Annotated in this window: 6 protein-coding genes; 1 reads left to right on the forward strand and 5 read right to left on the reverse strand. The window is 54.3% G+C overall.

Annotated features, from left to right (window positions below; all coding sequences use genetic code 11):
- The 3 genes from PHACT_RS03610 to PHACT_RS03620 all read right to left on the reverse strand — a co-directional run bounded on the left by PHACT_RS03610 (position 1) and on the right by PHACT_RS03620 (position 10,282).
- On the reverse strand, positions 1-7,488 hold the full coding sequence (locus PHACT_RS03610; RefSeq protein ID WP_169819380.1) for a type I polyketide synthase: 7,488 nt from the start codon (positions 7,486-7,488) through the stop codon (positions 1-3).
- A gap of 80 nt (positions 7,489-7,568) precedes the next feature.
- Positions 7,569-8,507, reverse strand: a complete 939-nt coding sequence (locus PHACT_RS03615) for a prohibitin family protein (protein ID WP_070115958.1) — start codon at positions 8,505-8,507, stop codon at positions 7,569-7,571.
- The gene (locus PHACT_RS03620; RefSeq protein WP_070115959.1) at positions 8,504-10,282 is read right to left on the reverse strand and encodes an ATP-binding cassette domain-containing protein; all 1,779 of its coding nucleotides are present in this window, start codon (positions 10,280-10,282) and stop codon (positions 8,504-8,506) included. The genes PHACT_RS03615 and PHACT_RS03620 overlap by 4 nt, the downstream gene beginning before the upstream one ends.
- A 337-nt stretch (positions 10,283-10,619) precedes the next feature.
- Between PHACT_RS03620 and PHACT_RS03625 the strand changes: the two genes are divergently transcribed.
- Positions 10,620-11,186, forward strand: a complete 567-nt coding sequence (locus PHACT_RS03625) for a 4'-phosphopantetheinyl transferase family protein (RefSeq protein WP_169819381.1) — start codon at positions 10,620-10,622, stop codon at positions 11,184-11,186.
- 4 nt (positions 11,187-11,190) lie between these two features.
- Here PHACT_RS03625 and secF read toward each other — a convergent pair whose 3' ends face one another.
- Complete coding sequence (gene secF, locus PHACT_RS03630; protein WP_070115961.1) at positions 11,191-12,147, reverse strand: protein translocase subunit SecF; 957 nt, start codon at positions 12,145-12,147, stop codon at positions 11,191-11,193.
- 36 nt (positions 12,148-12,183) lie between these two features.
- The gene (secD, locus tag PHACT_RS03635; protein WP_070115962.1) at positions 12,184-14,043 is read right to left on the reverse strand and encodes a protein translocase subunit SecD; all 1,860 of its coding nucleotides are present in this window, start codon (positions 14,041-14,043) and stop codon (positions 12,184-12,186) included.

A 14,043-nucleotide genomic window follows, 5' to 3' on the forward strand; every position in this document is an offset into this window, starting at 1 on the left:
CTACTCCTGAAAATCTATTTCGTTGGCCAGTTGTCTGAGCAGGTCCGATCTGTCAGTCGCTGCCTTAGTGTTGGTCTCGCGCTGGTTCTCCCCGGCAGCTTCGCTTTCCTGTCGCGGCCAAATAGTCTGCACCATCGTAAGCAGAGCCTTCGCCATGACGGTGATGTTGGGGTAATCAAGAATCAGCGTAGACTTCAATTTAATACCCAGCGTTGTCTCCAGTTTTTTGCGTAGCTCCAGCGCTGCCAGGGAATCAATACCCAGGTCCAGAAAACCAGCATCAAAGTCGAGCTGCCCGTGACGGGTCGGGCTGGTCATTTCAGTAACCAGACGGGCAAGATAATCCTGCATTAACGCAATTGCGGTGCTGTCTTCCGATGCCAGCAACTGTTCGGAAAAATCAGATACCTCCGGGCCGACAGGCGGCGTATTCGGCACGACAACACTGGCAAGTGCATTACCTGCAGGCGGCGAGGCAGGCCAGAATGCTGCACCACCGGGCATTTCAGCCAGCCTGTTAAAGTCCGCGGTCAGGATGGCCACTTCACTGGCTCCCGCTGTCGCCAGAAAACGACCTAGCGCACGAAACCCGGCATCGGTATTGATAAAGCCGTAGCCAGCGTTACTTAGCCGTGCCAGGTGACTGTCATTAAGCGATGCCGTCATGCCGACCTTTTCCCATGCCCCCCATGCCACACTCAAAGTAAGAGCGCCAGCGGCCGTATAATGACTGGCGAGGCTATCAAGCGCGGCATTGGCAGCACAATAATTGCTCTGACCGGCTGCACCGAGCCAGGCTGCAATCGAGGAATAATAGACAGACTGTTTTGGCTTGAGCCCGGCAAATGCGTTATGCAGATTCTCTGCCGCAATCGCTTTGGCCTGCGCGAGCTCGATAATGTCAGCGTCCTGCAGAGACCCAATCAGCCCATCACGGCGCGCCCCGGCAGCATGAATGAGGGTTTCCACCGACCCCATCCGTGCGGCTTTGTCAGCCAACGCAACAACCTGCGAGTACTCACTGACATCACACTGATCGGTTTCGATGTTAGCGCCGTTTGTTGACAGCAATGCTAGCCGCGCGCTGGCTTCCTGTGACGGCAGGGAACGACCCGCCAACAGGAAATGGCGGGCACCCCGACTGAACATCCACTCCGCAGTCAGAAGACCAAGACCGCCCAGACCACCGGTAATTACCTGCACCGTGTCTGACGCAAAGTTTATTTCGTCGTCGCCAGTCGCCAGCGCATCCGCCTTCAGAGTTTGCACAATGCCTGACTTGATCCGGAGCCTGAGACCGGACTCTGCTGGATTTGAGAACAACGCCAATAGCGCAATGTAACTGTCCGTTTCCTGATCCATCTCCACAGCACGAATGACCAGATCGGGCAGCTCATGCGCAGCGGTCACAGCTTGCACAGACAGCGCGCTTCGATGCGCGGCGGGCAATACAGAAGTCGATGATCCGGTGGCTTCAGATGTCGGCACCACAGCATCGCTCAGCCGTGTTACCACAATTACCTGGCTTACCCTATCTGTATGGGGCACCAGCGACGCCATAAACCGGTTCAGTGCAACACAGGATTCAATGCCACTCCCCTCTGTAACGCTGTCAACATAAAGCAGCGGCAGGGAGGTGGTCAGTTCACTTTCGGGCACACCTTCCAGGTCATCAACCCGTGTCGCGCCAATGCCCACAGCCAGTAACCAGTCAGCAATCCGTGTGACATCCTCGTCATTGCCCGCCAGCCATATCCGCTCCGGTTTCAGCGCCGGCATTCCTGCAACAGACGGCTGACTCTGCCAGCGTCGGGAAAACACGGTGGGGACAGCGTCATCAATCAGTAGCGTGTTTGCATGGCTGAAAGTCTCTGCCGCAACAACGCGAAATTCGATACCCCGACTCTCCAGCAACACCTGTCCGGTCGCCGACATCAGCGTGACAGATGCAATGATCAGTGTCGGCGACTGTTGATGTATCTGCGCGTGCGCCCACACCTGCTCCGGCAGTTTATCGGTGTAACTCATCAGACTGTCTATACGTGCAGGCACAATGGTCGCTGTCGGCATCTCAGGGAGGGCGGCCAGCATTGTCTGCCAATGACAGTCGATCAATCCTGCTGGTACTCCCTGGGCAACCCGGGCAGCCGCTGACACCGGCACATCAAGGCAGGCCAGCGCTTCGTTACTGCCGCAAAAAATGCTGTTGAAGCAACAAAACGAGTCACCCAGACCCACCTGCATCGACGTCATATGCGCTTCTATCACTGCCGGGTCCAGCGCGTCACCGCAGCGCTTTCGCAACGCTGCCATATCCATGGCCACTGGCTTACTGACGGAGCCGTGTAACAGATCCGCTGCCACGTGGGTCTGCACTGACGCAGCCGGTTTGGCTGCTCCGTTGGCGGAACCATTGCCCGAACGTGCCAGCAGAGCAGACAGTCGCATGTTACCCGGTTGACTGCTGAGCTCTATGTGCGTAGCCGTATTACCGATACTGTATTGAATCTGAACTGTTCTGCCTGCGGCGGCAGACCCTGTCACTGCGTCAGCGAGACGCATGGGAGCAATAAAATTGACATCGCTCATCTCAACAACCTGGTGACCTGAAAAATCAGCAGCTGTTCGTAACAACTGCGATACGTATAACGCTGCCGGCGGCACCACAACACCAAATACACGATGTTGCTCCAGCACTGGCATGAGATCCGTGTCGTATTCAAGCGTATAAATCTGCTGGCCGCTACGCGCAAGCACTAGCGGAGGCGCCGACAGCTGATCGATAACAACCCTGCCTGCCTTTTTCGCATCCGGGTCAATCCAGCAGCGTTGTCGCTGCCATGGATACGTTGGCAGATGTACCCGACTGCCATCAAACGCGGCAGAGCCCGACCAGTCGACTGCCGAGCCCAGCACAAACAGGCTGGCCAGCGCTCCGGCAAACACACGTTCATCCTGCTGACCTTTACGCAGTGAAGGTATCCAATGCAGGGACGAGGTTTCCTGCCCGGATAATGAGCCTTCCAGCGCGCGCCCCAGACTGCAGAGAATCGCTGCTGGTCCAATTTCGACAAAGTGCTTGCCGCCTACTGACATGGTCTGTTGCAGCCCCTGCGTAAACTGCACGGGCTGACGCAACTGCGTGCTCCAGTACTGAGCGCCTTGCGCCTTATGGTCGAGCGTTGTCGCGTCAACGTTGGCGATGACCGGAATATGGGTTTTGCGAAAATCGATCTTTCCCATGGCCGCGACAAATGTCTGCTGCACACTTTCCATATGCCGCGAATGAAATGCATGTGACACCTTCAATGTCGTCACTGCAAAACCCTGTTTGCGCAGCGCGGCACAGACACTGGCAACCGAATCAGCGTCTCCGGTGATCGTGGTATCGAATGGGGAATTGCATCCCGCGATTTCGCAGTCGGAGTCCATGTCCGCGAGTAACTGACGAACTGACACCGCATCCGCTTTGACAGACGCCATGGCACCCTGCTGCGTGACTGCCTGCATCAGGCGGCTGCGCGCCTCAACCAGCATGGCTGCATCAACCAGGCTCAGGCCCCCTGCCGCCCAGACGCCAGCAACTTCGCCAATGCTATGCCCGATGATAAGGTCTGGTCTGATGTCGAATTGCCGGTAGAGCTGCACCAACGCTACCTGAATGCAGAAAATCGCCGGCTGCGTGTATTGTGTCTCGCTCAACAGGGCTTCTGCGTCAGAATCGTCTGCGGCAGACAATATCAGATCAAGGACTGAATGCTCCCGGTGAGCAGCAAACAGCGCAGTGCATTCAAGCAGCGCGTCACGAAATGCCGGATGAGCATGATATAGATCCCGGCCCATGCCGGCATACTGACTGCCCTGACCGGTAAACATGAACACAATCTGGTTGTTACCGGTAACAGTGGCACCAGGTGCCTGTCTGTCGCGCAACCGCGACAGCAATTCATCTCGACTGGAGACCACAAACGCCTGGCGACATGCCATGGCAAGTCGGCCGCGCTGATGAGTGAATGCAATATCCGCTAAAGCGACATCCGGGTGACGTTCGATGAAATCAGCCAGCGCAATTTTTTTGCTCGTGAGCGCCGTATCGCTGCCCGCCGAAACCGGGAGCACATGCACAACCGTCGACTGGCTGGATTCGATTCGCGCGGGGGCTTCTTCCAGCACGACATGGACATTGGTACCGCCAATACCGAGAGAGTTGACGCTGGCACGACGCGGCGTTTCTCCTGCTTCCCATGTTCGCGTGCTATTGCTGACATAAAACGGTGTTTTGTCAAAACCAATGGCTGGATTGGCTTTTCTGAAATGCAACGTCGCTGGCAACGACTTGTGTTTCAGTGCCAGTACGGTTTTGATGAACCCGGCGATTCCGGACGCTATTCCCATATGGCCGATATTGGTTTTCACCGACCCCAGTGCGCAATAACCATTGCGCTTGGTACTGTGCCGGAACGCTTTGGTCAGCGCCTGCACTTCAATCGGATCACCGATGGGTGTGCCGGTGCCATGTCCTTCAACAAAACCAATGCTGTCGGCATCAATTCCGGCGTTCTTGATCGCCTGGGAAATGGCCCGGTACTCACCCATCATACTGGGCGCCGTGAATCCCATTTTCTGTCCGCCATCGTTAACCACGGCACTGCCCTTGATCACAGCATATATATCATCACCGTCAGCAACTGCCTGATCGAATCGCTTTAGTAGTACCGCCCCTGATCCGCTTCCGAATATCGTGCCCCTGGCCTCACTGTCATAGGCGCGACAATGACCATCTGGCGAATTGATCATCCCTTCTTCATAATAATGTCCGGCATGTTGCGGCAACATCAGGGCACAGCCGCCAGCAACCGCCATGTCGCACTCACCTTCGCGAAGCGCACGGGCGGCCTCGTGCACCGCCACCAGCGTGCTGGAGCAGGCGGTCTGGACCGCCATACTGGGGCCAGTGAGATCCAGCTTGTAGGACACTCTTGTCGGCAGATAGTCCTTGTCATTGGCTACCATCACGTTGAAGCCGGGCACTGAATTAACAGTGAATAGCTCACCGCCATTGTCGGCGACCCACGCTCTATTGGCATAAACATTATTCTGCAGGTAAGTATTGGTGGCGGCAGACGCATACACACCCACTTTTCCCAGCGCAGCACCGGGCACGTAACCCGCGTCTTCAAACGCTTCCCAGGCAGTCTCCAGAAACACACGTTGCTGTGGGTCCATCAGCTCTGCTTCGCGTTTGGCGTACTTCCAGAAATCCAGATCACAGCCTTCAATATCATCCAGGACCGGGGCAGCGTTAACCTGTGCCGGGTCATTGGCCTGAGCAGCGGGCACACCGGCAGCGATCGCCTCAGCCGCAGTGAAGAAACTCAGAGTCTCTTCACCCTGCTCGAGTATTCGCCAGAAAGCCTCAGGGCCATGCGCGCCCGGGAACCGACACGCAACACCAATAACGGCAATATCGCCCGTCATCGTGGAGCCATATTGAGTGTCCGCAGAAACGTCATTCTCTACGTGCACCTCGCGACCGGAAAAATGTTCAGCCATCGAGCGAATAGTGGGCGTATCAAACAGCTCCACCATTGACACTTCCCGCGCCAGCAACTGCTCCAGTTCGTGTTGCACCTGAATCGCCAGCAACGACGATCCCCCCAGCTCAAAGAACGTTTCATCAAGGCCGATACTTTCCAGGCCCAATGCTCTCTGCCAGATACCCGTGATTCCTGCCAACATTTCCCGGAAAGCAACGGAATCGTCGAGGTCTTCGTTGGCGTCCCTGAGCAGAGTCGCAGTCTTTTTTACAGGCGAGCCGTACTCAGCATTCTCGTAACGGCGCTTCATCAGATTACGCTTTATCTTGCCAATCTCGGTGCGCGGAAACTCGTCCGGACGCAATGCATGCACAGCTCTGGGGGCAATGCCCGTCACACGTGTCACGTCGGAACGCAGCGTTTTTTCCAGCTTGTCGGTATCGCCACCGGCGTCATCCGATAGCGCGTAGAAAACAACCAGGCTCTCAGTATTCTCGCCGTCAACGCAAACCCCAATGGCCGCGACGCAATCACTGGCAACAGCTGGAAGCTTGCCAACAATGGCTTCTATTTCATGACAGTAGTGGTTATTGCCATTGATGATGACCATGTCTTTCTCACGGCCGGTAACAAACAGTTCGCCAGCCTTAATATAGGCGAGATCCCCGGTTACCAACCAGCCATCCACCAACATGATTGCATTCAACGCGTCCTCACCGTCATAGCCATTAAAGACTGAAGCACCTTTAAGTAACAGCTTGCCTTCAACGCCTTCGGCAACAACGGCACCGGATTCATCCACAATTTTCATGGCGGCCCCGGGAATCACCGGTCCAAGTGACACAAAAGAGTCAGTGTCGGCGGTTTCCTGTAACCGGAAGCCAGGTGACCAGGTGATGCCGGAACAGGTTTCAACCATACCGAAAGCTGGCCTGAGAGCATCTTCGGGCAACCCGAACTTCTGTAACAGGGTCAGAAAACGTCTCGCGGTGGCACTGACAACCGCCTCGCCAGCATTAACCATAAAGCGCATGCAGGATAAATCCCACTTCCGCTCACTGATCTGTTGTTGACGATCAAGTAGTAATGCAAATACAAAATTGGGTGCCCAGGTTATTGATGCCCGCTTCGCTTCAATCAGGTCCAGCCAGCGCGTCGGCTCTTTCAACACGTAGTCAATCGGCACGTGTACCTGCATTGCGCCCAGCGCCAATGGCATTACGCCAAGAAAAACCAGAGAACCCGCATGATCCAGAGACATCCAGTTGAGTGTGACATCATCTTTCGTAAAAGCATTCATCTGAATGGTGGCATCAGCCATCGCCAGCATGGCGGCATGGCTCTGCACAATACCCTTGGCTGCACCTGTGCTGCCCGAGGTGAGAAACATGGCAGCCGGATCCTCAGGCTGTGGGGTGTGAAATTCAGGCTCAGTGGTAGCGATGCGGCAATCCGCAAGATTGACGACACGAGTGGATCGAGAGTCAGTAAGGGTGCTGCCTGCAGTAGCAAGGAATGCGTTGATGGGTTCGTACAGCTCCGGCGATGCAAGTACACTGTCGCAACGAAAGCGGTCAATGGCTGAAAGCAGCCGGTCAGCCTGAGCATTGGGGCGGTTATAGAAGGGCGCGGCGTTTAACGCGACCGGAATCACACCGGCCAGAATACATCCCCAGAAGCTGACCAGAACATCCATGGCGTCGACAAGCTGCAGTACAAGCCTGTCACCTGGCCGCAATCCGGCACTTTGCAGTCCGGCGCAGATTCTTGCCGCCTGCACGTTGAGCTCGGCATAGGACTGCACCGTGGCGTTGCCACGCTTGTCGAGAGCGGTTATCCCTGCCTGTGTCGTCAAACGACGCGACAGCAACAACGCCACGAGCTGATTCTCCGGAACACTGAACCTGACTCGCTCACTTCCCTCTATTTCACTGGCATTTTTCTGTATCACGGACATCTACCAAGCGTTGAGTATTCGATTCATCCCGAGGGTCGAAGCATGTCAGTCAACTACATCATTTGACTTAACACTTATTCAACGACACTGTCGCTGATACTAGTTGCACCGGGCAACTGACGGCCCTCCTGTGTGTCCAGTATCAACGGCAAACCATTGGCACTGTTTCCTATCACCACAACTTTGCTGTTATTGGACTTGGCCAGTTCCAGTGTCGCCTCGATGCCACGCCACTGCAGATAACTATCTGTAATGGCGGGCGAAACCATTTCCTGGAAATTCCGGATTCCTTCGGCCTCAATGAGCTTGCGCTGGCTTTCAAGCCGTTCCCGTTCCACCCGAAACTCGTACTGAGCCACCATTTCTGATTCCGCCAGTTTTCCCTCAATCGCGGTTTTCAGACTTTCCGGCAGCCGAATGTTGGTCATCAAAGTATCCAGCAACGTAATAGTAACACCTGGCGCCACGGATGTCCTTGAACCAATATGATTAGGCAGGGAATCAGATGTGACTTCGTTGTACACGCGCTGCTGAACTTCGTTTCTGTCTACAGTGTATAGATCCTCTGCCAGGTGGTACGCGACTGTCTCCCTTAGCACCGAACCTATCTCGGGAATCAGCATACTTTGCAGATAATCCTTACCCACTGTCTGGTTCAGCAGAACCAGATTGCTTGGCATCACATTCCACCTGAAAGTCATATCCATTTCAAAATGCAAACCTTCCTGCGACACCACGTTATAGGTTTCAGTGTGCGTCATCAGGCGCAGGTCGTACAGATAGAAGCTGTCCCAGGGCCAGGTTGTTTTCACGCCCTCTTCGGCGACCAGATAGCTACGAAGGTGCTGAGAGCCCGGCCACTGGATTCTATGCCACACCACGGCGCCATGCCCGGGTGGAACAGTGTGTACTATCCGGTCCCAAAGTATGACCAGAAGAAACAGCGACACCAGTACGGTAAAAATGAAGCCAAACCGGAATCGTCTGAACAGTTGAGAAAAATAATTTTTCACTGGCTGGTATCTCCCTCGCCCTGAGTGCCGGAATGGAGCGTGATCCTTCCTTCTTCTACATAATAGTGATGATCTGCACAGTCGAAATAGCGGTCATCGTGTGTCACAACGACCAGGGTCTTCCCGGAGGCTCTGAATTCCGGCAACAAGGTCCGATAGAAAAATTTTCGGGTCTGCGGATCCTGGTCTGCCGCCCATTCATCGAGAATGAGCACCGGCCGATCCTCTGCCAGTGCCAACGCCAGCGCCAGACGCTTTTTCTGACCGGTCGAGAGGGCATGCGTATCGTATCCGGTGCTCAGGTCGGCTGGAAACTTGTCACGAACGCCCAGTCTGTTAAGCCATTCATCCAGTCTTGCCAGCCCATCCGCATCCAGCGCATAAGGTTTGGCGAACAGATGAAAATCGGCAAAAACACTCGAAAACAGGTCCCGGTAATTCTGCATCGGGAATCGGTTTACTGGCGTATCATCAATCCTGATATCACCTCGCTCTCGCGGGTAGAGCCCGACCAGCAGACGTAATATCGTGGTCTTGCCGGAACCGTTGCCGCCGGTAATAAAAGTAATCGAATTGCGTTTGATAGACAGATTCAGATCTTTAACACTGAAAGCTATCTCCGCATCCGCCGCCTGTGGCGAACGATGACTGTATCTGACCTGATCCAGTTCTATAACACCGAAGTCTTCCAGGCTGCTGGAATTTACCGTGTCATCTGCCTCTTCGTTTTTTGCCAGACAGACATCCACTTCATCTTCAAATCTCATGATCCCCAGAACTGAGAAGCGGGCAATATTGAATTGCTGAATACTGCCGATCACACCACCGATGGGGCCAATCAGGAACAAAACTGCCATGACTATTCTGGATACATCGTCTTTTTCGCCAGGATTGAGGATTGGCAGAACAAAAATAACTGCTCCAGCCATCAGATAGGAGGCGGTGGTCCCAGATGCCAGAACTTCGGCAAACAGCGCAGCGCTGGCTGAACGGTTTTGATAAAGATCGGAAGAGGCCTCTTTGGCGTCCTGGAGGAACTCATTTCGTTTGCTGGTATTGAGCCTGAGTTCCTTGGCACCTCTGATCCCGGCCTCCATTGACCGATCAAGGCTGGCATTGGAGATGGCCGACTGCTGCATGGTTTCACCCAGCCGGGCGGAAACCGAGAGGTAGCCCAGTACGGTCGCAATACCGACTATACCGGTGAGCAACGCCGCCAGTGGCGACAGGAAAGCCACGTACAGATACATGAAGATAAGCAGACTCAGGCACTCGACACCGGCGGTTATGGTAATAATCGCCTGCGACAGCGGTCCGTAATTCTTTATCAGACCATCCGTTATTGCTTCTTCGGAAAAATCTTCGATGTTTCTTAATGACAATTTTGTCACTTTAGCAACAATTCGTTGTCGCCACTGGTGCAAGGCAGCTTCGATAGCGCTGCTTGACTGAGCAATCAGAAAGCGCTGACAAAAACGGTAACATACCAGCATCACCAGAAACGCGATGGCGGCAAAAACGGAGTACTGGTTTTCACCGACCAGCTTGGATTCAGCATTGAGAAAATACACGACAGCGGTGCCGAAAGCCGCGCTGAGAACAGCAATACCAAGCAAGCCTTTAACAGAAGGACTGTCGAGACTGGCGAGGCTCAGCAAACCGGACTTGAATGGATTTTTGAATCGGGGTGGCGACAGTCGCGTTAGTGAGCGCAAAAGAGTGTCGCCGACTGACGAAGGACCATTCTGATCTGCCGGTTCTTGCTCCAGACTCATAGTTTCACTCGACGTGTTTTTTTGGAGTCATCACGGCAGGGGTTGCAGCGAAATAAACTCGTTTTTTTTCTGTAAGCGCGCCCAAGCATTCTACTGGCATGTTATTGTTCAAGGCAACCCATTCGACTGAAAACGTTTGCAATTATTCAACCTGCATCACCTTTACAATTAAATCTTCCGAGCGTTAAATAACCAAAATATGATAAGCCTGATTCCCTCCCCATTTTGCATCGAAAGCGACTGTCGCCTGGTAAGCTGCCACTTCGACAAACAACTCTTTCGGGCGGAAGCAGTCTCCGACTTAGGTCTTGTTTTGCCGGCATCCCTGCACAAGGCAGTGCAAAAACGCAAAGCTGAATTCATCGCGGGTCGTTACTGCGCCCGGGAAGCACTCATGCAACTTGGCAACAACCCTGCGAACACTGTCGGAATAGGTGCTAACCGCGAACCAACCTGGCCACAGGGACTGGTTGGCTCGATCACTCACACCCATGATTACGCAGCGGCAGTCGTTGCATATCATGATGCGGTTCGCGCCGTAGGAATAGATTCAGAGACTTGGATAGGAAGAGCCAGCGCAGCAAATGTCAGGCAGCAGGTTCTGACCAGTCACGAACGCAATGCGGGTTGCCAGCAGTCGTTCGAATCTTCGTCGCACTACCTGACACTGGTGTTTTCGGCCAAGGAAAGCCTGTTCAAATGTTTATTTCCGCTGGTGAACAGGTTTTTTGATTTTCACGCCGCGATTATCACACCAGACGTGCCGGGCTCGCACAAAAATGGTGCATTTGAATTTGAGCTGACTGAAGATCTGGGCGCAGGGTTTCACCGGGGTTATCGCGGGCGCGGCCGCTACACATTCAGCACAAGCTGCGTCCACACCGCGATAATACTGACGCGTTAGCGCCTCAGGGCATGGAATCCAGCTCTTCGCCCTCCTTCACGGGAACAGCGAGATCTTCTTTGGTAATGCCGAGGTAGATCAGGAAATTGCAACTGATATGCAGTGATGTATAGGTACCGACGGTAACACCCACGATCAGCGACACCGCAAACCCTCTGATTGCCTCGCCGCCCATGACCAGCATCGCGATCAACGCCATCAATGTCGTCAATGATGTGACAAAGGTTCGGGAAATAACCTGGTTCAGCGTTGTGTTCAGAATATGCTCTGAATCTGTGGAACGCATGATACGGAAATTTTCACGCGCGCGGTCAAATACCACGATAGTGTCATTAAGTGAGTAACCGATGACGGCCAGCAATGCCGCCAGCACCGTAAGATCAAAGGTCAGTCGGAACAGCGAAATCACACCCAGCACTACGATGACGTCATGCGCCAGCGCTGCCACCGATGCGATACCGAATTTGTACTGAAAACGCACAGCAACGTAGAGCATGACAATGCCCAGTGCTACCAATAGCGCCAGCCCGCCTCGCTCGGCCAGTTCAGCACCAATTTTGGGTCCGACAAACTCAGAACGCCGCATTTCGACCGGCGTGTCACTGCTCGATTGCAACAGGGCAAGAACTTCATCACCGAGCGAGGCGACTTCATTGTTCATGGCCTCGTCTTCGCCCTCTTCCACGGGCAGGCGCACCAGCACATCACGATCGGAACCAAAGGTAACTACCACGGCTTCTTCGTAGCCGGCATCAACCAGCTGTTGACGGATTGTTTCCGGATTAACCGATTGTGTGTAACCCACTTCAATCAGCGTACCACTGGTGAAATCCAGTCCGAACTCGAAGCGATTGATGGCCAGCGACAGGATCGCCACCACCAGCATTACCGCAGAAATGATTCCCGTGATGCGTCGCTTGCGCGCGCTCATGAAATCGATATCGCCTTTAATCAGTGCCATGCTAAGTCTGCCCTTGCAAATATTGTATCAGTGGCCTCAGGCGGCCTTGATGAATGGACCGATTGACAGCTTCTTGACTGCCCGTCCACCATAGATCGTATTGACAATAAACCGCGTAATCATGATGGCGGAGAACATCGACGTCATGATGCCCACCATCAGGGTGACGGCAAAACCCTTGACCGGCCCGGTGCCGACCGTGAACAGGACCATGGCCACCAGGAAAGTGGTCAGGTTGGCGTCCACAATAGTCGAAAAGGCGCGATCGAAACCCGACGAAATCGCGTTCTGCGGCGACAGGCCGGCGGTCATCTCTTCCCGTATTCGCGTAAATATCAGTACGTTAGCGTCTACTGCCATACCGATCGTCAATACAATGCCGAAAATACCCGGCAACGTCAGCGTGGCGCCGATGATCGACATGATTGCTACCAGCAACACAATATTCATCATCAGCGCCAGGTTGGCCGCCAGCCCGAATAAACGGTAGTAGTACAGCATGAAGGACATTACCAGCAGGTAACCCAGCAGAACGGCTCCGGCACCCTGTGCAATATTCTCTGCACCCAGGCTGGGCCCGACAGTCCGTTCTTCAATAAAGTACATGGGCGCCGCCAGCGCACCGGAACGAATCAGCAAGGACAGGTCATTGGCTTCCTGGCCACTGAGCCCGGTGATGACAAATTCACGGCCTAACGCAGCGCGAATAACGGCGTGACTGATCAGCCGGCGCTCCTCGTAGGTTTCCTGAACTTCGACGGTATTGCCGTCAGCGTCTTCTTCCAGCACGGTGCGTGTGCGGGTTTCAATCAGCAGAATATCCATCGGCCGACCAATGTTCTCGCGCGTGATGCGATTGAACTGCTGGCCACCCTGGGCATCCAGATTGATCACCACCTGGGGCTGACCATACTGGTCCAGCGCCGAGCGCACATTGCTGATGCGATCGCCCTGCAGGATCACATCATTATCAACACGGATCGACTGCCCCTGGTAATCATAGATCTCATAGCTGGTAGAGGACGCGCCCGCATTGGCTTCAAGATGAAACTGCAGCGTCGCGATACGCTGCAAAATGCGTTTTGCCTGCGCGGTATCCTGCACACCTGGCAGTTCCACCACGATGCGATTGGGGCCCTGTTGCTGCACAATCGGTTCGGAGACGCCAAGAGAGTCGACCCGATTCCGGATGGTGGTCTGGTTGGCACGAATGGTATCAACTTCCATCTGCTGGATGCTTTCCGGCAGCATGGTCAATTGCAGCAGGTATTCATCACCACTTTCACGTGATTGCACCAGCAAATCAGAGTAGCCATCGCGGATCAGGCTGCGCGCCTGACTGCGAGAATCTTCGTCAGTAAAGCGCAGCTCAAGCTCACTTTCCCCGACCAGTTCCAGTGAACGCGACCGGATCCGTTCCGAGCGCAATTCCTGCCGAATGGTACTGAGTATGTTTTCCATGCGCCGGCGCAGCGCAGTTTCCATATCCACTTCCATCAGAAAGTGAACCCCACCCTGCAGATCCAGACCCAGGTTCATCTTGGTTGCGCCCAGGCCCTGTAGCCACGGCGGTGTGGTTGCAGCCAGATTCAACGCGATGATGTATCCATCAGGCAGGGTTTCTTCGATGACGGTCTTGGCGCGTAACTGTTGTTCCAAGTCAGCAAACCGGATCAGGGCACCGATGTCAGTGACTTCTTCACCAAAATAGTCAACATCGGCGGCGCGCAGGGCATCCGTAGCCATGCCCAGATCCAACTCGGTAATGGCATTGTTTTCGTGGGAAATCTGAATAGCCGGGTCATCGGGGAACAGATTTGGCACAGCATACAGTGCTGCCAGTGCGATTACCGCCAGCACCAATATGTTTTTCCATAAGGGAAATTTGTTCAACAT

Source organism: Pseudohongiella acticola, from assembly GCF_001758195.1.
Taxonomy (GTDB): domain Bacteria; phylum Pseudomonadota; class Gammaproteobacteria; order Pseudomonadales; family Pseudohongiellaceae; genus Pseudohongiella; species Pseudohongiella acticola.